This is a genomic window from Larkinella harenae, assembly GCF_054780515.1.
This window is the reverse complement of the sequence record NZ_BAAGWE010000001.1, coordinates 1446848-1469116: the sequence shown is the minus strand read 5'-3', so window position 1 is coordinate 1469116 and position 22269 is coordinate 1446848. Positions and strand designations below refer to the sequence as shown.

18 protein-coding genes and 1 riboswitch are annotated in these 22269 nt (G+C 53.7%); of the genes, 11 read left to right on the top strand and 7 right to left on the bottom strand.

The genetic code is table 11. From position 1 onward, the window contains the following. The first annotated feature begins 193 nt into the window (after positions 1-193). The 3 genes from ACYVH9_RS05880 (at position 194) to ACYVH9_RS05870 (ending at position 3202) form a co-directional block, all read left to right on the top strand. On the top strand, positions 194-676 hold the full coding sequence (locus tag ACYVH9_RS05880) for a hypothetical protein (protein ID WP_460635366.1): 483 nt from the start codon (positions 194-196) through the stop codon (positions 674-676). A gap of 50 nt (positions 677-726) precedes the next feature. Continuing rightward, a complete protein-coding gene (locus ACYVH9_RS05875; RefSeq protein ID WP_460635365.1) occupies positions 727-2253 on the top strand; it encodes a PKD domain-containing protein in 1527 nt (508 codons plus the stop codon). Positions 2254-2539: 286 nt separating this feature from the next. Then, positions 2540-3202 carry a GNAT family N-acetyltransferase gene (locus ACYVH9_RS05870; RefSeq protein WP_460635364.1) on the top strand — a complete coding sequence of 221 codons (663 nt, stop codon included), beginning with the start codon at positions 2540-2542 and terminating at the stop codon, positions 3200-3202. Between the two features lie 6 nt (positions 3203-3208). On the opposite strand, the gene tenA is transcribed toward ACYVH9_RS05870, so the two are convergent. From tenA to fabF, 5 genes are all read right to left on the bottom strand, one after another. Beyond that, a complete protein-coding gene (gene tenA / locus ACYVH9_RS05865; RefSeq protein WP_460635363.1) occupies positions 3209-3877 on the bottom strand; it encodes a thiaminase II in 669 nt (222 codons plus the stop codon). Positions 3878-3881: 4 nt separating this feature from the next. Then, entirely contained in the window at positions 3882-4688 is an 807-nt protein-coding gene (gene thiD / locus ACYVH9_RS05860) for a bifunctional hydroxymethylpyrimidine kinase/phosphomethylpyrimidine kinase (protein ID WP_460635362.1), read from the bottom strand. A gap of 60 nt (positions 4689-4748) precedes the next feature. Next, positions 4749-5369, bottom strand: coding sequence for a thiamine phosphate synthase (thiE, locus tag ACYVH9_RS05855; protein ID WP_460635361.1), 621 nt, complete (start codon positions 5367-5369; stop codon positions 4749-4751). Then, positions 5366-6172, bottom strand: coding sequence for a hydroxyethylthiazole kinase (thiM, locus tag ACYVH9_RS05850; protein ID WP_460635360.1), 807 nt, complete (start codon positions 6170-6172; stop codon positions 5366-5368). The genes thiE and thiM overlap by 4 nt, the downstream gene beginning before the upstream one ends. A 45-nt stretch (positions 6173-6217) precedes the next feature. Beyond that, positions 6218-6319, bottom strand: a riboswitch (TPP riboswitch). Between the two features lie 31 nt (positions 6320-6350). Then, positions 6351-7595, bottom strand: coding sequence for a beta-ketoacyl-ACP synthase II (fabF, locus tag ACYVH9_RS05845; protein WP_460635359.1), 1245 nt, complete (start codon positions 7593-7595; stop codon positions 6351-6353). Between the two features lie 193 nt (positions 7596-7788). On the opposite strand from fabF, the gene ACYVH9_RS05840 reads away from it, so the two are divergent. From ACYVH9_RS05840 to ACYVH9_RS05825, 4 genes are all read left to right on the top strand, one after another. Further along, complete coding sequence (locus tag ACYVH9_RS05840; RefSeq protein WP_460635358.1) at positions 7789-8373, top strand: RNA polymerase sigma-70 factor; 585 nt, start codon at positions 7789-7791, stop codon at positions 8371-8373. 180 nt (positions 8374-8553) lie between these two features. Further along, the gene (locus tag ACYVH9_RS05835; protein ID WP_460635357.1) at positions 8554-9612 is read left to right on the top strand and encodes a FecR family protein; all 1059 of its coding nucleotides are present in this window, start codon (positions 8554-8556) and stop codon (positions 9610-9612) included. A 247-nt stretch (positions 9613-9859) separates the two neighbouring features. Continuing rightward, entirely contained in the window at positions 9860-13261 is a 3402-nt protein-coding gene (locus tag ACYVH9_RS05830; RefSeq protein ID WP_460635356.1) for a SusC/RagA family TonB-linked outer membrane protein, read from the top strand. Positions 13262-13275: 14 nt separating this feature from the next. Next, positions 13276-14814: a RagB/SusD family nutrient uptake outer membrane protein gene (locus ACYVH9_RS05825; RefSeq protein ID WP_460635355.1), complete on the top strand. Its 1539-nt coding sequence runs from the start codon at positions 13276-13278 to the stop codon at positions 14812-14814. A 154-nt stretch (positions 14815-14968) separates the two neighbouring features. Here ACYVH9_RS05825 and ACYVH9_RS05820 read toward each other — a convergent pair whose 3' ends face one another. After that, the gene (locus ACYVH9_RS05820; RefSeq protein ID WP_460635354.1) at positions 14969-15391 is read right to left on the bottom strand and encodes a response regulator; all 423 of its coding nucleotides are present in this window, start codon (positions 15389-15391) and stop codon (positions 14969-14971) included. A gap of 192 nt (positions 15392-15583) precedes the next feature. On the opposite strand from ACYVH9_RS05820, the gene ACYVH9_RS05815 reads away from it, so the two are divergent. The 3 genes from ACYVH9_RS05815 to ACYVH9_RS05805 all read left to right on the top strand — a co-directional run bounded on the left by ACYVH9_RS05815 (position 15584) and on the right by ACYVH9_RS05805 (position 19830). Beyond that, on the top strand, positions 15584-15982 hold the full coding sequence (locus ACYVH9_RS05815; RefSeq protein WP_460635353.1) for a response regulator: 399 nt from the start codon (positions 15584-15586) through the stop codon (positions 15980-15982). 564 nt (positions 15983-16546) lie between these two features. Further along, the gene (locus tag ACYVH9_RS05810) at positions 16547-19504 is read left to right on the top strand and encodes a glycosyltransferase family 117 protein (RefSeq protein ID WP_460635352.1); all 2958 of its coding nucleotides are present in this window, start codon (positions 16547-16549) and stop codon (positions 19502-19504) included. 83 nt (positions 19505-19587) lie between these two features. Beyond that, positions 19588-19830, top strand: coding sequence for a hypothetical protein (locus tag ACYVH9_RS05805; RefSeq protein WP_460635351.1), 243 nt, complete (start codon positions 19588-19590; stop codon positions 19828-19830). A gap of 54 nt (positions 19831-19884) precedes the next feature. On the opposite strand, the gene fbp is transcribed toward ACYVH9_RS05805, so the two are convergent. Then, positions 19885-20886 (bottom strand): class 1 fructose-bisphosphatase, encoded by a 1002-nt coding sequence (gene fbp, locus ACYVH9_RS05800; RefSeq protein WP_460636449.1) that lies wholly within the window; start codon positions 20884-20886, stop codon positions 19885-19887. Between the two features lie 329 nt (positions 20887-21215). Between fbp and ACYVH9_RS05795 the strand changes: the two genes are divergently transcribed. Beyond that, positions 21216-22226, top strand: coding sequence for a LacI family DNA-binding transcriptional regulator (locus ACYVH9_RS05795; RefSeq protein WP_460635350.1), 1011 nt, complete (start codon positions 21216-21218; stop codon positions 22224-22226). The last annotated feature ends 43 nt before the right edge of the window (positions 22227-22269 follow it).

Genomic DNA, 22269 nt, shown 5'->3' with positions numbered 1-22269 from the left:
CATCCCGGCACCTGAACTGTAGCGGGGCCGAACCGCTAAAATCCGTTGCGGGTAGGTTCTTATCCGTTGTGCGTAGGTCAAATTGGGCAGCTCCGCCCCAATTTTGCTTTCGAAACAACGACAACAAAGAACATGAACTTCCTTAAATCCTTACCCGCAGGGTCAGGCGGAAAAACCCAATCGCCCCTACTCCATGCTTACCTATAGCCACTTTCTGATGATCGGACTAGGAACCGATTGTCAGGCCAGCCAGCCGGTTTATCCAGACGACAACAATTACCTTCAGGTTACGTTTGCGGGCCACGACACCCGGTACACGAGTCTGGAAGCGTGCCGGGTAGCCCACCGAAATGCCACCCGGCTCTGGTACATCAGCCTGGGAGCCGATAGCCAGTGTTTTTTGTCGATCGCGCTCTGCGGCAACCACATCGGCACCTACCCGTTTGGCAATGATCAGTCGTTTCAGCCCGGCATCAGTCTGGTTACGTACGGGTTTGGCGGCTCTATTTATTCGTCGTATTCCAAAACCGCGTTGTCGCCCCGGGGCGAAGTGAGTATCGAAGAATGGACCGACGACCGATCCGCCAAAGGACGTTTCTCAGGCGTTTTGACTCCTCAGCACGGACAACACAGCGACGCCCGGTCCATCAGCGGACGGTTTCACCTGCACCGATAACTCTGTAATGACACCTTACTTTCCATAAAATTTTGTAAACAAACAAGCTAATGACTCCTGTAAAACAATCCATCTACCCGACGAAAACCGTTCGTCACTCCGCCCGGAAGCGCTTTACGCTGGGCAACACCTTACTATTCTTCTTAACGGCGCTCTTGCTGGTCACGAGTTGTAAAAAAACACAACCCGAACCCACCGCTCCGCTCGTAGCCGACGCCGGTCTCGACCAACCGGTGCAGGTGGGCCAACTAGTTACGCTGGACGGAACAGCCTCAAAAGATGGTCAGGGAAAACCGTTGACGTTTCAATGGGCTATTACCACCAAACCCGCCAAGAGCGTAGTTGCTCTGACGGCACCCACCACCGCCCGACCCACGTTCACACCCGACGAAGTGGGTGAATACGAGATTACCCTGACCGTGTCCAACGGCGAAGGAACCAGTATCGACAAGGTGATGGTAATGGCTTCTGTAGCCCAGCCGGTCACACTCAACAAGGACATTACCGTAAAAACCGTTCTGGAAGATCGCATCCTGAATCCGAACCTGCCGGATTACATCGTTCCGAAAGACATTGCGGTGAAGCACGAACTGACCATCAATCCCGGCGTTGTGATTGCGTTTGAACGCGACGTTAGGTTCACGGTGGCCGACGGCAGCATTCTGGTGGCCAAAGGAACCGCCGAGAAAAAAATCCGTTTCATCGGAATCGGGCAAACGAAAGGATTTTGGACCGGCATTATGATCAACTCGGAAAGCAATGTGAATATCCTGGAACACGTGGAAATTCTCCATGCCGGAAGCCGCCCCATGATCGACAACAAAAAGGCAGGGATGACCATGTTCAAGGATGCTCAGATCGCCCTGAAAAACACCCTGTTCTCGCAAAACGACGGTTACGGTTTGTACGCTTACAGCGAAGCCATTCTGCGGGAGTTTTCGACCAACACCTTCAGCAACAACACCGAAGCCGGTATTTTGCTCTCCACGGAAAATGTGGCTAAACTTGATGCAGGCTCGGTTTTTACCAGCGGTAACGGTCGCAACGTCGTTGAAATTCAGGAAGGGTATATTGGCAGCCACAACACCAAAGAAGAGGTTGTCTGGGGTGGTTTTGCGGATAAAACACCGTATCGCCTGCTGGGTTCGGTAACCGCGCGGACCGGCTGGAAACTGAACCCCGGCGTGACCATCGAAGTAGCCCGCGACGAGTCAATCACCATCAACGAGGGTGGCTACCTGGTCGCGAAAGGAACGGTCAACCAGAAAGTTACGCTCACCGGAGCCGGAAGCGGAGCGGCTTACTGGACGGGCATTCTGAACCACTCAACCAGCACCCAGAACAGCATTGAATACGCCGACATCCGAAACGCCGGCAGCAAGGTCATCGTTTCCGGCAAACGGGCAAACCTGGCGCTTTACGGCGACAATGCCACTATATCCGTCAAAAACACGCGCATCAGCGGCAGTGGCGGCTACGGAATCTGGGTTGGATACGGATCTAAAATCAACACCGACGCCCCAACGAGCAACGCTTTCGACGGCAATGCCCAAAACCCCGTCGAACTCGAGAACTAAGCCATCTGGCAATGTAGGCGCTATGAACGAAACCTGGCAGGTCTTCAAGACCTGCCAGGTTTTATGCTATTTACTAAGTAACTCCGCCGTTGCGGCTGTCAGATTGTCACCAACTTTTCTAATTTTACACCCGTTTATGCTAACGCTTTAGCGCGCATCTACCATGTCATTTCAGACGCACCTCGGCTGCATTGAGAAGAAAACGGGTAAAAAATGGCTGGATTTTTGCCCATTTTCATAGTACTTTGTAAAAGCCGCAAGCGCAGCACGAACCCACCCACCAACGATGCGAGGAAGCAAGCTGGACCTGTACCTGAGTATGGGTTATTTTCGAATGCACCAGAATCTTTTTACGTGCCGATACCTGATCTACGATGAGACGATTTTTCCCGTGCATTGGCTGCGGTTTGTTCTTCCAGCGGTCGAATACGGCAGCAAGCAGCGCAGTTTGTTCCGGCGCAACGAACGGTTTCTGGTTACCGCCCGGCCATTTGTGCTGACGCAAGAGATGGAAACCCTCTATGCCCTGTACCGGAGCTCGGTTGATTTTGAAGCGCCGGAATCGGTCGATTTCTGGCTCAACAGCGATGCCACGTACGATTTGTTCGAGACGTACGCCATTGAAGTTCGGGATCAGCATGTGGTCATCGCCGTTGGCATTTTCGATCTGGGGGCCGACAGCATTGCCGGTATCATGAATTTTTACCACCCCGACTACCGCCGTTATAGCTTGGGAAAATACCTGATGTTGCAGAAAATCAACTACGCCCGGCACCTGCAAAAACAGTACTACTACCCCGGTTACATGGTTAGTAACTACCCCAAATTCGATTATAAATTGTTTCCCTGCGAAGCCGCCACGGAAGTATTCGATGACAGCAATGGGCAATGGCTGCCGTTTTCGTGGAAAACCGTCCATTCATTAGCCGCCGAGATCCTGGATGAGTAAGCGGTTTTATAACCCCTCAAACCCCACCTGCCAGCGGTTTTGCGTATACGCATCGTTCCAGAAATACCACTCCAGCCGGCTCGCAGTCCGAAACGCTTCCCGCATTTTTTCGCGTTCGGCCAGCCCCGCCGATTCCGCCAGCCGATCGGTCAGGTCCAGCATCTGCTTAACCGACTGATCAAAAGCCTCGCCCGCGTAGGTATCAATCCAGCTCCGATAGGGGTTTTTCAGAACAGCGCGCTGGTAGATGAACTTCCCCACTTCCCGGTAAATCCAGAAACAGGGCAGTACCGCAGCTGCCCCCACCGCCAGCGATTGCAGCGAGGTAGTGGCCAGCAGGTAATTCGTGTACGCAAAACAGGCCGGCATTTTCTCGGTTGCCGGTTCGATTTGATACAGCGCGAAGTAAGTTTCGTGCAGCGCCCGCTCTACCAGAATCGCATTCTGGGCAAATTGCGTCAACTGCAATAGTTCATCCGGCTGCGACGAACGGGCCGCTAGTTGATTCAATGCCCGGCTGAAATCAGTCAAATAAAGCGCATCCTGCTGAATGTAATACTGAAACGTCGCGCCAGGCAGGCTCCCCGCCGTTAGTTGCTGCACAAAACCGTGCCGTAAAATTGCGTCGTAAACCGGTAGAATATCACTCCAGAGCTGGGTGGTAAATGATGCCATTGCGTTACTGCCAAACGTTGAAAAAATGATGAACGGGTCCGTGACCCTGCCCCAGCCGATACACCGACCCTATCTGAAGCGCCTGCGTCAGGTAATCTTTAGCCATCGATACGGCTTCAACAACCGATAAGCCTTTGGCCAGCCCGGCGGCCACCGCGGAGGAAAGCGTGCACCCCGTCCCGTGCGAATTCGGGGTGTCGATCCGGGGCGTCGAAAACGAATGCATTTCGCCCGAAGGAAGGCGCAGCAAATCCGTGCTTTCGTCGGTCGTTAAATGCCCGCCTTTAACCAGGATAGCACCCGGACAAAACTGGCTCAAATCAATGGCTGCCTGTTGCATTTCAGCAAACGTACCGATGGATCGCCCCAGCAAAACGCCCGCTTCGGGCAGGTTGGGCGTAATCACCGACGCCAGCGGCAGCAACCGGGACCTGAGCGCGTCGATGGCGTCGTCCTGCAACAATTTATCCCCACTGGTTGCCACCATCACCGGATCAAGCACAACGGTTTTTATGCCAAATTCCGTCAGCGTCTGGGCTATCTGTTCGATAACTTCCGGCGAATGCAGCATTCCGATTTTAACGGCATCGGCACCGATATCACTCAGAACAGCCCTCATCTGGTCCCCAACAAAGGTAGCCGGAACTGGGAATATCCCGCTGACCCCTTTGGTATTCTGGGCCGTCAGAGCCGTCAGGACCGACATGCCGTAGCAACCGAGGGCAGCAAACGTTTTCAGATCAGCCTGAATTCCGGCTCCTCCGCCACTGTCAGAACCGGCAATCGTCAGCGCGCGTGCGTATGTTTTCATGATGGAGAAAAATTAAGAGGTTGACATGCGGTACGGTTTTTCAGGCATTAGCTGCCCGCGTTACCAATCAGCCCGTTGAATCAGTTCACGGGTGGCTTCGTAAGGCGACGGCTGGCCACAAATGGCCGAAACCACGGCGGCACCCGATACGCCCGTTTGCCTGATCGCCCGAATATTATCGGCGTTGATCCCACCAATCGCGAACGTGGGCAGCTTGGTCAGGCAACAAAGCTCCCGAAGGCCGTCCAGCCCGAGTGCGCTGGACGTGTCCTGCTTGGTGGGCGTCGGAAAGATAGCCGCCACCCCGAGGTAATCAACGTCGGCTCCTTCGGCGGCTTGCAGCTCCGTTCGGTTGTTCACCGACAAACCCAGGATTTTGTTCGGACCAATGAGCGCCCGCGCCAGCTCGTGCGGCATGTCGTCCTGCCCCACGTGTACGCCGTCGGCATCGATCGCCAATGCCACATCAATCCGGTCGTTGATAATCAGTTTGGCCCCGTAAGTTTGTGTGATTCGTTTCAATTCGGCCCCCAGTTCCACAAAAGCACGGGTCGTGATGGCTTTCTCACGCAGTTGCACCCATTGCACCCCAGCCCGGCACGCTTCCTCGACGATAAACGGCAGGCGGTGCCCGGCCTGCGCACCAATGCCGCTGTCGGTCACCAAATACAACCCGTTCATACCTGTGGTTGGTTTAGCCCTTCCGCCAGATCAGCCTCGGTCAGTTGGTACAAGGCATCGAGAAAGTTCACCTGCAAACTTCCGGGCGCGGCCTGTTTCTGCACCGCCCGTTCTCCGGCTATTCCCATCACGGTCATGGCGTGTGTAGCCGCCCGGAAATAATCGGGATTCACGGCCGCAAACGCGCCGATCAGAGCCGTAGCGGTGCAGCCCATCCCCGTCACCTTGGTCATGAGTGGATGTCCGTTGGCAACGGTAGCCACCTGCTCCCCACGGATGATGTAATCGATGGCACCACTGACCACGACGACACTGCCCCAGACGTTGCTCAGTCGTTTGGCCGCTTCGACGGCTGCCTCGGAACCCACGGTACTGTCTACGCCCTTGGTTTGGGCATTCAGACCGGCCAGTGCCATAATTTCCGACGCATTGCCACGGATGATGGCGGGCGCAGCCAGCGACAACAACTCCTGACTGACCTGATTGCGAAAAGCCGTTGCACCCACGCCAACGGGGTCAAAAATCACCGGTTTCCCCAGATCCTTCGCCCGGCGCATGGCCAGTTTCATGCCCGCAACAAATGTGGCATCGAGCGTTCCGATGTTGACCACCAGCGCGTTGGAAATGGAAACGAAATCTTCGGTTTCTTCGGGAGCGTGCACCATCGCGGGCGAAGCACCGAGGGCGAGTAGGGCGTTGGCCGTGTTGTTCATCACCACGAAATTGGTGATGTTGTGGATGAGCGGAGCCTGCGCGCGAATCGTTTCCAGGTCGGCCCAGACAGATTGAGGAGTTGGATACATGTTGCTGTCGGTCGGTTTATCTACAGCAACTTCAGAGGGGCGAACGGTTTCCCGGAAACTTTTCCCTACGGCAGTACAAACTGCATCAGGTGGTGAGGGTATGCTCTCAGTCAGTCCATGCTGGTCCTGACACCCCTAAAGTTGCCCGGCAAAGGTAGGGTATTTCGCCGTACGGTTTTTATATTTTCTGAAAAACTACGATCCCGTTGTGCCCACCAAACCCGAAGGTATTGCTCATAGCGGTTTTGACCTCGGTAGTCCGTGCTTCCCGGAAAACAATATTCAGACTTTCGGGAATAGCCGGATCGCGCACGGTGGTGTTGATGGTGGGTGGAATAACGTTGTCGCGCAGGGCCAGCAGGCTGATGATGGCTTCGATCGCTCCGGCTCCGCCCATCAGGTGCCCGGTGATGGATTTGGTCGCGCTGATGTGCAGCTTTGTCTTTTTCGAGCCGGTCAGTTGCGCCACGGCTTTCATTTCCGACAAATCCCCGACCGGCGTTGAGGTCGCGTGGGCATTCAGGTAATCCAGGTCTTCGATGTTGACGCGGGCCTCGGTCAGCGCCAGTTGCATGGCCCGCGTTGCGCCGATGCCATCGGGATGGGTAGCCGTAATGTGGTAAGCGTCGCCGGTCATGGCAGCCCCGGTCATTTCCCCGTAAATCGTAGCGCCCCGCCGAACGGCGTGTTCGTATTCTTCCAGAATGATGGCTCCGGCTCCTTCGCCCATCACAAAACCGTCGCGCTCGACATCGAACGGTCGCGAAGCCGTGGCCGGGTCATCGTTCCGGGTCGACATGGCTTTCATGGAACAATAGCCACCGAATGAAGACGGGGTAATGGCGGCATCGCAGCCCCCACTGACGATGATTTTGGCTTTTCCGAGCCGAATGTAGTTAAACGCATCCATCAGCGCCGAGTTGGAACTTGCGCAGGCCGAAACCGCCGTATAGTTGATTCCCATAAAACCGTGCCGGATCGAAATCATCCCCGACGCCAGGTTGACCAACACCTTGGGAACCAGAAACGGGCTAAAGCGTGGCTGGCCGTCGCCCCGGGCAAACTCGGTGGTTTGGTCTTCCAGTGTTTCGGTTCCGCCCTGCCCCGAACCCCAGATTACGCCCACATCAAACGGATCCATTTTTCCCAGGTCAAAACCGGAATCCTGAATGGCCTGCTCGGCGGCAATCAGCGCAAACTGCGTAAACCGATCCGTCCGCTTGCTGTCGGTGCGGCCCAGGTACGGCAGCGGATCAAAATGGGGGATTTCGGACGCAAACCGGGTCCGAAACAACGAGGCATCGAAACGAGTGATGGGGCCCATTGCCGACCGCCCTTCGACCACGTTTTGCCAGAAGGTCGGAAGGGTAGAGCCAATGGGTGTAAAAGCGCCTAATCCGGTAATAACAACGCGGTGTAACATGACATCAGTAATACAATGAGCCCGCAAAGAAAAAGAACCCACCGCACATTGATTCCATTCTTTCGAAAACTTTTACAGGCAAGTACAGGACAGTTCCGTCAACGGTTTTTATGAAAATTTTGAGTATTCATTTGGTCCTTCCCAGAAGGCCAGGTGTATTGATTCGACTATAGCCTTGCAAATTTGACCCTTTATGGAGTTTTCAAACCTTCCTAAAGATACGCCGACCAACCGCTTAAATAGCCTTGACCCTGAGACGTTTCAGGCCATCTATTTACGCTATTGGAACGACCTATTCAGGGTAGCGGCCCGAAGGCTTCAATCGGAAGAAGCGGCCGCCGAGATCGTTCAGGATATCTTCGTCGAACTCTGGGAACGGCGGGAAAAACTGAACATCGACCACCTCGACCGCTATTTATTTACGGCTGTCAAGTATAAAGTTATTAACTACATCCGGGACGCCCTGATTCGGAAAAAGTACTGGGACCCCGGCGTGGAGGACCTGGTCAGTTATTTCGACGAACGGGCCGAAAACAACCTGGCTTACGAAGACCTGCACAAAGCCGTTGAAGAGGTGCTGGAACACATGCCGCTGAAAACTCGGGAAATCTTTCGCTTAAACCGGCTGGAGCACAAAACCGTCAAGGAAATTTCGGAATTTCTGCACATTCCCGAACGCACCGTCGAATACCACATCACCCAGTCGCTTCGCCTGTTGCGGTCACACCTGAAAAACTTCGCAACTTACCTTTTTCTGTTCATTGGTTTTTTCCGCTAAGCCGTTGGCAGCACCACTCATTGTACTAATCAAAGAACTTTATCTACTAAGAGGCTAATTCATAGTACTTATCCCACAAGTTTCTAAACTATTTGCGGTCGGGGGCAGCCCAATGTGACTTGTAGCAAATCGGGTGGCTGCGGCCAGTGCCTGTTTTCTACAAACGCCTAAACTCTGATCATGGATATTCGCCGAGAGGACCTTCCCCTTTTATTGAAGCGCTACCTGGAAGGAACCTGTAGTGACGAAGAGCGACAAGCCATCGACGCCTGGTACAACCAAACCGGTGTGCAACGCCCGCTGGAATCCGGAAAATACAGCCAGGCCGAACTCCAGACCCTCATCTGGCAACAGATTCAGGAACAGATCAACGGCAAAGCCAACCCGCAACCGGGTTGGGCGCGCCCCAGCATCGGTCTCTGGCGCTCCTGGTATTTTCAGCTCGCGCTGGCTGCTTCGCTGCTGCTGATCGGTGGGCTGGTCTACATTCGGGTCTTTTCCAGGGACGAATTGCGGGTCGGACCCCTAGCCGCAACAACAGGCCTCCGCGAAGAAATCAACACCGGTTCCACCACTAAAACCGTCTTGCTGGACGATGGCAGCCGGATCACGCTGCACCCCGGCAGCCGGGTTCAGTTTCCACAACCGTTCAGCACAGACGTACGGGAAGTGCACCTGAACGGGGTGGCGTTTTTTGACGTCACCAAAGACGCGCACAAGCCCTTTATCGTATACACCGGAGAGATTGCCACGAAAGTTGTGGGCACCAGCTTCCTTGTCCGCTCCGACCAGCAAGATTCCCGGGATGTGGTGGTGTCGGTCATGACGGGAAAAGTCATCGTTGAACGCCGGGAACCCGTCAAAGCTATTAGCCGGGAGGGCCTCAACAACGGCGTGGTGCTAAACCCCAACCAGCAAGTGACCTACTACCATTCCAACAATCACTTTGTAACAAGTCTGGTAGCCAAGCCTATTACGATAAAGCCCCAGGCGGATTTGGCCCGGCAACGGCTGTTTCGGTTTTCGGGCACGCCATTGCGTGAGGTGCTTGAAAAGTTGCAATCGGCTTATGGGCTGAAGTTTGAACTCATCAACGAAGCAATCAACAACTGCCCGGTCACAGCTGACCTCACCGACCAGCCTTTTTTTGTCAAGCTCGACATCATCGCCGAATCCCTCAATGCACGCTATGAGGTGAAAGGCACCAGCATTGTGTTGTCGGGCGGCAATTGTGAATAAACCAGAAGTAACCAATCGTTTTTACCAAACCCAAAATCCTATGATCTGTAAAAACAGCCTTTTATTTCTCCAGGCCCCAAACCCCAACGTACCATCGGGATAAGGTCAGCTATAAGCAGAAAAGCCAGATCCAAAATGCTGCCACATTTCGAACCCGGCCTTTCCGTCCTTTCCGAATACGAATTTTCATCCTGCCAGATGGTATCGGAAAAAATTGTCAAATTCTGAGATTTAACAAAACAAAAGAATGAAAAAACATCGAAGATTCATAACCGTTATCGGTCGAATTACGAGAGTTTCGCTCCTTCCTTTTTTGCTGCTGATCGCTTTCGTCAGCCGCAGCCTGGCCAGCGAAGTTACAGGCCAGGAATTATTGCAAAAAACTGTCAGCATCAAAGCCAGTAATACCGAGATTCGGGTCGTTTTAAACCGGCTCGAAGAAACCGCGGGAGTCAAATTCGTATACAGCTCCCGGTCGCTGCACGCCAGCCGGAAAGTATCGGTGGCAATCGCGGAAAAACCGTTGGTCGAAGCGGTCAACGAAGTGTTCTACCCCAGCAAAGTAAACTGCAAAGTTGTTGGTGGACAGATAATTATCAAAACCGAAGCCAACGCATCGGCACAACCCGAACCTACGAGCATGGGAGAAAGTACTCCGGTAGTTCAGGTTGTTGACCGAACCATTACCGGTCTGATCACCGACGAAAAAGGGGGCGGCCTGCCCGGGGTTAGCGTTGTTATCAAGGGAACGCAAAAAGGAACGTCCAGCGACGCCGACGGAAAATTTTCGCTGAGCGTTCCCGACGGAAATGTCACGCTGATTTTTTCGTTTGTGGGCTATATGCCTCAGGAAGTAGCGGTTGGCAACCAAACGGCCGTAAACGTTAATCTGCAACCCGATACCAAGGCCCTGGAAGAAGTGGTGGTGGTGGGATACGGTACCCAGAAAAAACGCGATGTTACTGGCGCGGTCAGCAGCATTGGAACAACCGAAATTGCCGACATTCCGGTGCAGAACCTGGGCCAGAAATTGCAGGGCCGGATGGCGGGTGTGCAGGTTAACCAGACTTCGGGCGAACCCGGCCGGGGTGTGTCGTTCCGGGTGCGGGGCCAGGCGTCCATCAACGGCGGGAATAGTCCGCTCGTGGTGATCGACGGCTTTCCGACCGTAGCCGGTATCACCAGTGTCAGTCCGGATGAAATCGAGTCGGTTTCGGTGCTGAAAGATGCTGCGTCGGCTTCGCTGTACGGTTCGCGGGCGGCCAACGGGGTGATTCTGATTACCACCAAACAGGCCAAAAGCGGCCAGACCAATATCGACTTCAGCTCCTACTACGGCTTCGAAAAAGTTTCCAAGCGGGGCCGTCCGGACGTGATGAATGCCTACGAGTTCGCGCAGTTCAAAAAGGAATATTACGAAGATCAGGCCCGGTATGAGAACTATACGGGCGGGGTGCCGGAAGTTTACCAGAATCCGGAACAATACCGCAACAACCCCGGCACGGACTGGTTTGATGTGCTGCTTCGCTCCGCTCCGACCCAGAACTACAACCTGGGGCTGTCGTCGGGCACTGATAAATTCAGAACGGCGGTCAACCTGAATTACAACAAACAGGAAGGGGTTATTCTGAATACATTCTCCGAGCGGTTTACGGGCCGGGCCAACAGCGTGTTCAACGCTTCTGACCGGATTCGGTTTGGCCTGAACCTGTCAGGTTCATTCCGGCCCAGCCAAATTACGCCGGGGCTGGCCGGTGGCCGTAATATCATCGGTTCAGCCTTTTTGATGGACCCTTCGCTCAAATACCGCAATGACGACGGCACCTACCCCATTTCGTTCAGCGCGCCGGGGATGTTTGCCAACCCGAACTATTACCTGGTGCTGACGCAGCGGGTGAACCCGACCAAGGAATTCAACGCGCTGGCAAATGTGTATGGTGAAGTAGATATTCTGAAAGGATTGACCTACAAAATCAGCGCCAATACAGACATCGGTAATACCGTCTTCCGGTCCTTCGAACCGTCGACCGCACGGGGTGGCATGTTTTCGGCTCCTCCGCTGCCCCCCATCGGAAGCTACAGCACCTCCAACTACCTGACCTGGCTGCTGGAACACACGCTAACGTATAACCGCACCATCGGTCAGCATAGCTTCGACGTTCTGGCCGGTTACTCGGCCCAGAAAGCGAGCTACGAAAACAGTGTCATCAACGCTTCGCAATATCCGGATGATGAAATTGAGTGGATCAACGCGGCCAACGTTCGGGTCGGAAACGGCGACGCCTACCAGTGGTCGTTGCTGTCGTACCTCGGTCGGGTGAACTACAACTACGCCGGTAAGTACCTGCTCTCGCTGGCGTTTCGGCGCGATGGCAGCTCCCGGTTCGGTGCCAACACCAAGTACGGTAATTTTCCGTCGATTTCGCTGGGCTGGGTGATTTCGGATGAAAACTTCATGAAGAGCGTGAATCAGATCAGCTACCTGAAAGCGCGCGCCAGTTACGGTAAAACCGGTAATAACAACATCGGAAACTACGATTATCTGGCTGCGGTGGCTACCAACAACTACGTTTTCGATAACAACGTAGCGCCGGGCCGCCGGATTGAGCGGATTGGCAACGACAACCTGACCTGGGAAACCACCGTTCAGTACGATCTGGGGCTGGATGTGGGCATTTTGCGCGACCGCGTTTTCCTGACCTACGACTATTACTGGAAAAAAACCGACGGTCTTTTGTACGCCATCGATATTCCGAACCAGTCCGGTTTTTCGAGCATTCGTTCCAACATCGGCCAGTTTAACTTCTGGGGGCACGAAATCGGCATCGAATCGCGCAACATGACCGGCGCCTTCAAGTGGAATACCAACTTCAACATTTCTTTCAACCGCAACAAAGCCGTTAAGCTCGGGACCAACAACACGCCCATCGGCGGAAACGCCAACCAGGGCGACTACAACCGCACGCAGGTTGGCCAGCCGCTCGGCCAGTTCATGGGGTATGTTTACGACGGCGTCTACATGACGCAGGAAGAACTCGCCAGCCAGCCCAAACACGCGTCGTCGATGGTCGGGACGGTTCGGATGAAGGATCTTAACGGCGATGGGGTGATTGATTTCAACGACCGCACCATTATCGGCAACCCCAATCCGGATTTTCTGTACGGGATTACCAACGAGTTTTCGTACAAAAACTTCGACGCGAGCGTGGTCATTGCCGGTTCGGTTGGGGGCGACATCATTGATGGTACGCTGGAGTGGACCGAAAACATCGACGGGGTGTTCAACGTGACGAAGGAAATTGCCCAGCGCTGGCGGTCGGAAGACAACCCGGGCAACGGCAAGATTCCGCGTACCCGCAGCGGCACCACCGAATTGTTCCGTTACAACAACACCCGCTGGGTTTTCGACGGTTCGTACCTGGCCGTGAAAAACATCACCGTCGGCTACAATTTCCCGATCCGGGAGAATCCGTTCGTGAAAAGAGCCCGGTTGTATTTCAGTACGCAAAACGCCTTCATTCTGTCGAACTACCCCGGCATGAACCCCGAGGTCAGCAACAACGGCCTGAACGGGTTGCACCAGGGGGTAGACATCAGCTCGTACCCGATTTCGTCGGTATACACACTCGGGGTGAATGTTAAATTTTAAGCAAAGGAATCACGATGAAAAAGCGACTTATATACCTGCTGACGGCGACCCTCGGACTGAGTTCGTGCAGCGACGATTTTCTGAACCTGGCTCCGCCTACGGCGCTGAGCTCAGCCACCTTTTTCAAAACCGAAGAACATTTCAACCAGGCCCTCAACTCTTCGTACGAACCCCTGCGCCAGATTGCGACCAGCGGTATCTTTATGGATGAAATGCGGTCTGACAACACGTTTTTCACCTACTACCCGGGCGACCGTGGCCCCTACCTGAGTACGGAGGTGATCGCGCAGTTTCTGGATGATCAGAACACCAACAGCTTCATTAGCAGCCGGTACAATGCCGCCTATTCCGGCATTTCGCGAATCAACACCATTCTGTCGCGCATCGACGGCGTTACGCTATCCGAAGCGGCCCGAAACCGGATTCTGGGCGAAGCGCACTTCCTGCGGGCGTTTTATTATTACGACCTGGTTCAACATTTTGGCGGGGTTCCGCTGCAACTGGAAGAGGTGACGTCGGAGAATGGTGCGTTTCTGCCCCGTTCGTCGGTCAATGAAGTGTACGCCCAGGTGATTGAAGACCTGAAGCTGGCCATTCCGCTGCTGCCGGTGGCTTCGACTTTCCCGCAGAGCGGACGGGCCACCAAGGGGGCCGCCAAGATGTTGCTGGCTTACAGTTACATGTCCAAACCAACCCGCGAGTATCCCCTGGCCGAAACCGAATTGATGGACATCACCAAGATGAACTACGGGTTGCTGGCCGACTACGCGGCTAATTTTGATCCGTCGAATAAAAACCACAAAGAATCCATCTTTGATATTCAGTATCTGGAGGGCGATGTGGGGCAGCAGGGCAACTTTATCTGGCGGTTTATTCCGAAAATGTCCAACTCTGACGTCATTCTGGGCATTCAGGCCAACAACTACGCCGGCGACAACAGCGGTGGCTGGAACGTACCAACGCAGGAACTGGTGGATTCGTACGAAACCGGCGATTTGCGCCTGAATGCGTCCATCGGCGTGATCGACGGTGAACTGAGTGCCGGTGATTTGTTTACCGCCGAAGGCGTAAAGAATGTGGTGGGTTACACCCCAACTCCGGGCAAAACGTTCTATTACTTCGTGCGCAAATACTTCCATCCGCCATACAACCGCGAATTCAATACGGGCAACAACTGGCCGGTATTCCGCTATTCGGGCGCACTGCTGCTGCTGGCCGAATGCCTGGTGGAGCAGGGGAAAGCGGGTCAGGCACTCCCCTACCTGAACGACGTCAGAAAGCGGGCAGGCTTACCGGCGTTGACGCAGGCTACGAAAGACAATGTGGCGAATGAAATGCGGCACGAGCTGGCCTTCGAAAACCGTCGCTGGACCGACCTGATCCGAACCGGAAAAGTCATTGAAGTGATGACCAAACACGGCCAGCAAATGAAGAGTTTGTACGGGTTTCTGCTGCCCGCGTCGTTTAACGTCACCGAAAACCGCCTGATTTACGCAATACCGTTCCGGGAAATGCAGATCAACAGCCAGTTGACCCAGAATCCGGGGTATTAACATGGCGGGTGCCAATCCGGTTTAATGACCTCGTTGCTTCGGGCAGCGGGGTCATTGCTTTTAAATGGACTTCGGTCAAACAAGCAAGTGGGTAAACAGGCTGCGTAGGGGAGAAAATAAAGGCAAAAACGCCCGGCTGCTTCATCCGAACTACTTACATCCGCTGCGGCAGTTGCCCTAAATTGAGCCAGTATTCACACAAGTCCTTCGCCAGTTGTTTCATTTCCTGGTACGAAAAGGGCTTGGCTACAAAGGCATTAATTCCCTGCCGGTAGGTTTCATTCACAATTTCGGATTGTTCGAGGGCCGTCAGCAGAATAATAGGAGTAGCCCGGGACTGGCCATTTGAGCGCACCGACTCAGCCACGGCAAAACCGTTCAGCAAGGGCATACTCAAATCCAGTAGAATTAAATCAGGGTGCTCAAAATCCATCAGCGAGCGTAGATTTTCCAGAAAGTCAGTCCCTGTTGAATAAGTCGTCACCACCACATCCGGGCACTCCGCGCGGGTGGCCCGATGAAACATTTCAGCAAAGCTGGGCTCGTCATCAATCAGGGCAATCCTCTTTTTATTCACGTTGAAGGAGCAGGCAGGATTCGCTGACCGCTGGCCTAAAGATAGGAAAAGACGTAAAACTTCTCATTAAGAACTCATTAGATAATCCGGTCTTTGTCCATTTTGGAACCCTGGGGCCGCAATTAACAACTGTTTACGAGGCCGTTTCCCGTTAATTCACTACTTTTACGCTTCCATTTTTCGACTACGGTGATGAAACAAAAGCCCTCCATCTGGCTGATCGATGATGATCAGACGGTTATAGAAATCTTCGAGCGGGCTTTTGCAAAAGAACAGCTCGGTTGTCAGATTACGACCTTCACAGACGCCACGGAGTTTATGTCATCCCTTCAGCAGGCCCCGCTCCCCCCCGCCCTGCTTTTAGTCGATTATTATTTATTGGGGACAACGGGACTGACCCTGATTGAGCAACTTCGTCGTGCCCCCGCGACCCGGTCTCTCAAAACGGTTTTATACAGCCAGCGCATGAGCACCGATATCCTGGGTAAAGCCGAAAAGATGGGCATTTATCAGGTTGCTTCCAAACCGTTCGATTTCAAGGAATGGCGCCAGTTCGTCCGGGAACTTTGCTTATCCACGTATTCTGCCTAACGGTAACAACCGTCTACCCGCTCCTTTGACGCCGTTCCACCCGGGTCTCTTATGCGGCTCTACGTCCCAACTCCTGCTCAATCGCTGTCATTCGGCACCAACAAACAAGCCCCAGCAAAAATTGCCGGGGCTGTAATGCGGAAACGTGTATAAGCTGGTCCATAATAGCCCAGCACAACATAAGACGGTGGCCATCGCAGGAAGTCACTCTTTTTCAAAAAAAATAAACTATTAAAATCAAAAAAACTGAAAACGGTCACGTTACTGCCCCGAAATTCCGGTTGAAGGGTTACCCGGCGGCTGTTAAAAAACCTTAAGATCGCCGGTGAACAACCACGACGACACCCGCCTGGGACGGTCGAACCAGCCCAGAACCCCTTCAACACAACACTCTATCATTCAGATCATTACGAACCACACGGGTAACCTCTTTACGATCAGCTTGAACCCCTGCGGTTTGGCCGGTTAACATACTTTAACAAGTACACCAGACCGCAACAGCGCACCGGTTGCCTAGTTTTGGTCATCCACTTCCTGACACCGGATGAATCAATTCGATACGTTATGCAATCGTTCAAACGCCTAAACACCCTGACCGGCTGGCTGGTCTTTCTCGCAGCCCTGATCACCTACACCCTGACGGTCGAACGCACCGCCAGTTTCTGGGATTGTAGCGAATTCATTGCCTGTGCGTTCAAATTACAGGTTCCGCACGCGCCGGGCGCACCTTTTTTTTTGCTGCTGGGACGGCTTTTCTCCCTGCTGGCGCTGGACAACCTGACGCAGGTCGCGTACTGGATCAACATGATCTCCGTGCTGGCCAGTGCCTTTACCATCCTGTTCCTGTTCTGGACCATCACGATGCTCGCCCAGAAACTCGTAGGCAAACCCGCCGAAAACCGGCACCGTCTTGCCGATACCGTTCTCATTCTGGGAACCGGTGCCGTGGGCGCGCTGGTCTACACTTTTTCGGATACGTTCTGGTTTTCGGCTGTGGAAGCCGAAGTGTACGGTTTATCGTCATTCTTTACGGCCATCGTCGTCTGGGCGGCTTTCCGCTGGGAACGGATGGATGACGAAGCCACAGCCAATCGCTGGCTGCTGCTGATGGCCTACCTGGTCGGGTTATCCATCGGCGTTCACCTGCTGAGCATGGTCGTTCTGCCGGCACTGGCGCTGGTCTACTATTTTAAAAAATTTCCAACGCCTACTTTGCTCGGCGGCCTTGTGGCGCTGATAGCCGGAGTGGGCATACTGGGCGTGATCAATGTCGGCTTGATTCAGGGGTTGCCCGGAATGGCTTTTGTCGTCGAACGGTTTTTTGTAAATACGCTGGGACTTCCTTTTAATTCGGGCATGATCTTCTTTTTCGTGCTGCTCATCGGTTGCGTTGCGTACGGTATTTTCTGGTCGGCCCGCCAGCAGCGCCCCGCCCTTAATACGGCTTTACTCGCCTTGACTTTTCTGCTCATCGGCTATGCGTCGTATACGCAGGTGCTGATCCGGGCTAATTTTAATCCGCCCGTCAACGTCAACAACCCGGACGACGCGCTGAACATCCTTTCCTACCTGCGCCGGGAACAATACGCCAGTCGGTCGCTGCTGCACGGACCGGTTTTTACGGCCCGGCCCATCGACCAGAAGCGGGGTGCGCCGATCTGGAAAAAAAATAAGGACCACTACGTCATTTCGGATTACCGGCCCGAGTACGTCTACGCGCCCGGCGATGAAATCTTCTTTCCCCGCGTTTACAGCAGCGACCTGAACCATCCTCAGCTTTACCGCCAGATGCTGGGCCTTTCCGAAGGACAGAAACCAACACAGATCGACAACCTGCGCTTTTTGTTCCAACACCAGCTCGGACACATGTGGTGGCGGTATCTGATGTGGAATTTCGCGGGTCGGCAGAGCGACGAAGAAGGTGCGGGCTACCTGCTACCCTGGTCATCCAATCAGCACCTGCCGGAATTATTGACAACCAACAAGGCCCGCGACAATTTCTATTTGTTGCCTTTTGTACTCGGATTGTTCGGAATCGTTTTTCAGTATTACCGTCGCCGAAGGGACTGGCTGGTGATGGGGATGCTGTTTCTGTTTACGGGAATTTTGCTGCAAGTGTACCTGAATTCGCCCCCGTCCGAACCGCGCGAACGGGATTACATTTACGTAGGGTCGTTTTATTTCTTTGCAATTTGGGTGGGTTTGGGCGCAATGGCGCTGGCCGAAGGAGTCCGTACTGTCCTGAAAGCTGCGCCGGTACGCAACGGTCTGGCGGTTGGGCTGTGTTTGCTGATTCCGGGCATGATGGGCCTGAAAAGCTGGGATAATCACAACCGGAATAACCGGTATTATTCGGTCGATTTTGCCAAAAACCTGCTCAATTCCTGCGCTCAGGATGCCATACTCTTTACAGGTGCCGACATTGACACGTATCCGCTCTGGTACGTTCAGGAAGTGGAAGGGTTCCGGCGCGATGTGCGGGTTTGCAACCTGAGCCTGCTCAATGCCGAGTGGTACATTCAGCAGATGAAACGCAAAACGTATGAGTCCGACGCCCTGCCCATCTCCCTGGAATTCGATCAGTTCGATAAGGGGAAGAATGAATTCATTCCTTTCTACGAAGTTCCGGCGGTTAAGAACGGCATTGACCTGAAGCAGTATATCCACCTGGTCAAAACCAGTAACCCAGCCATTCAACTTCCACTTACGAACGGTGACAAAACCAACATTTTACCATCTTCCACCGTATTTCTGCCCGTCGACCGGGCGGCCGTCGAACGTGCCGATTTCGTGCCCAAACCCCTCAAACCGCTGTTGAAAGATACGTTGCAGTGGAACATCGGTTCGCGGGATTTGTCCAAAAGTGACCTGATCATGCTGGACATTATTGCTACCAACAACTGGCAGCGGCCCATCTACTTCTCCAGCACGATGGGCACCGAAAGCTACCTGAATTTGAAGACCCACATGCAGGTCGAAGGCATGGTGTATCGGCTCATGCCCGTAGCTATACCGGGGGCAGAAGATGGGTACGTCAATTCGGAACGCATGTACGACAACATGCTGCGCAAATCCACCTGGCGGCAACTGGATAATCCGGACGTTTACTACGATGAAACCTACCGATCGTCCCCAATCGTTACGGCACGGCTGGCCTTCCTGCGGCTGGCCGACCAGTTCATTCAGGAACAAAACCCGTTGAAAGCCCGCGAAGTGCTGGACGATTCGCTGAAAGCCATCCCGGATAAGGTCATTCCGTACGACGCGGTGTGTTCAAACTACGTGCGGTTGTATTTTAATGTCGGCGCTCCGCAAAAAGCCCTCAAAATAGCCAACACCATGGCCGTTCGGGCGGATCAGAACCTGCACTACGCCCGCACAACCCGGGAACGCTTTGGGAATCCACAGGCGGATCGGTACATCCTGCAAGTGTTAATGGAAGCTTGTCAGCAGGCCGGACAACCAGCCGCAGCCCGCCGGTACGAAGCCATTCTTCAAAAGCACGCCAGCTTGTTTGGGTGATTTTCCGTCGGTAGGACGATCTGGCACTGGTTTTGAAGAAACCGAACTGCAACCCACTGCGCAGCCGGGTTGCAGTTCCAAGCATGAAAAACCGTTACACCCTTCTCTTCCTGACTTCGCTGTCGTTCGCCCTGCTGAGTTGTGACCCGCTGGACCAGAAATACGACCCAAAAAAAGCGGCTACGATCCTGGCCGAGCATACCGATCTGGAAAACCGCTCGGCCCTCATCCGGGCCACGGTTTCCAACGATTTGCGTGCTATCCCGAATGAAGATTTTTCGTACCGAGAGCTCATCGACCAGGGCAAGGTCTTGGAAACAAAGTAAATACAGACAGCATCTGCCGCACGTCGTACGGTTCCAACGGTTTTTACGGGGTCTCTATGTTAACAGGCCCGTTAGCTTTTCAACCATCCGGGGCGACCCGATGTAGAGTGGAGTGCGCTGGTGCAAAGCCGTGGGTTTGATATCCAGAACATCCTGATACCCCGAGGACGCGATGCAACCAGTCATTTCGGCCAGCAATGCCAGCGGAAAGGCTTCGTACAGCAACCGAAGTTTGCCATCGGGATTTTTCTTCGTCGGCGGGTACAGATAAACTCCCCCTTTGAGCAAATTCCGGTGAAAATCGCCCACCAGCGAGCCAATGTAGCGGGCCGTATACCGTTCCTGGCGGCAACTCGCGAGGTATTCCTGCACGGCGGGTTCATAATCATTCAGGTTCCCTTCGTTGCAGGAATAAATCTGCCCGTCGGCCGGGCTCTGAATATCCGGATGCGACAGAATGAATTCGCCCAGCGACGCATCGTACGTAAAACCGTTGGCATTGTGGCCGGTCGTGTACACCAGAATGGTCGACGAACCGTACAGAATGTAACCAGCGGCCACCTGCCGACGCCCTCCCTGCAAAAAATCGTCGAGCGTTGGCTGCGTGCCGATGGGCGTGATCCGGCGGTAAATGGAAAAAATAGTCCCAATCGATACATTCACGTCGATGTTGGACGAACCATCGAGCGGGTCCATAGCCACTACGTATTTGGCATGGTTGTTTCCCGTATAAATAATGTCCTCTTCTTCCTCCGAAATGATGGCGCAGGCCTCTCCCCCATTTTTCAGCGCCCGACTGAACCGGATGTTGGCAATCATATCGAGTTTCTGCTGACTTTCTCCCTGCACATTCCGAACGCCCATGCCGCCTGTCAGGTCGATCAGCCCCGCCCGATTCACTTCCCGGTGAATAATTTTGCCCGCCAGCGCAATATCACGCAGTAATTGTGAGAGTTCACCTGTTGCGTACGGAAAAGCCGTTTGCCGGTGCATGATGTAGCGGTCGAGCGTCACCCCAACTGGTAGCGCCAACGGATGCGAAGCCGTGATTTCCATTTGCTGAACGTCCATAGAAAAGAAAGTAAAATGGTTGAATAAATCGGCGTTTTACGGTATTCGCGCGAAAATCCTCCGGAGAACGAAAAACCGTTTAATAAATCGGGCTGGTGCAAAGAGGAAACAAAAATTATCTTTTTCTCAGAAAACTCACAGCAACACAATGTAGACTTGGTACCAGAATAATACAATAATGTTAGGCAGGTGGTTTTAAAATATAAAACTTTATCAGATATTTATTCACGCAATCGTTACCGGGAACGTTCCCGGACGGCGGTTTTCTCCAACATTCCGACCCAAATCTTTTTTTGAACTTTACCAATACAACCTTGGAGACCATAACCATTAAGGATATCGCCCGCGCCCTGAACCTATCCACCTCGACCGTTTCGCGGGCGCTGCGTGACAGCTACGAAATCAATCCCGAGACCAAGCGGCTGGTCCTCGACTACGCCGAACGCCATCAGTACCGCCCCAATCCAATTGCCCTGAGTCTGAAAGAAAACCGCAGCCGCATGATTGGAGTAATTGTGCCGCAGATTGCCAACCATTTTTTTTCCCAGATTATCAACGGCATCGAAGCCGTAGCCTACAATCGGGGGTATCATGTCAATATTTTTCAGAGCCACGAATCGTACGAGCGGGAGCTGGCAACAGTTCAGCAACTTGTGGCCCGAAAAGCGGATGGATTGCTGATATCGATGTCGAACAGTACGGGCGATGTAAGCCACCTGCGGGCGCTTCAGGAGAAAAAACTGCCCATTGTTTTTTTTGATCGCGTTTCCGAACACCTGAACCTGCCTTCGGTGGCTTCCGACAACGTCAGGGGCGCTTTTGAAGCAACAGAACACCTGATCCGGACGGGCCGACGGCGTATCGCCCATGTCACCATTCCGGCGTCTATCTCGATTGCCCAGGAGCGGCTGGCGGGCTACCGGGCGGCCCTGGAAAAATACGGTCTGACTTATGATGAGCAATTGATCCGCCACGTCGGCTTCGAAACCAGCGATGTAATGCCGATGGTCAATGCGTTATTGGAGCAGAAACCCGATGCGTGGCTGGCCGCCAGCGATCGGTTAGCGGTTGACTGCCTGAGCGCCCTGAAAAAGCGAAACATCCGGATTCCGGATCAACTGTCGTTCATCGGTTTTACCAACATCATGGTGGCCGATTTATTCGATCCGCCAATGAGCACGGTTGAACAACCGTCGCTGGAAATTGGTCAGGTTGCCGCCGGTCGTCTGATTGATTTAATTGAAGGAAAGAAAAAAACGGAATTACCCGAATCGGTGAAGATTCCGACCCGGCTGGTTATTCGAACTTCAACACAAGCTGGTTAATAGGCCTTCACTTAGACCTGACAGGTCTTGGAAGCCCGCCAGG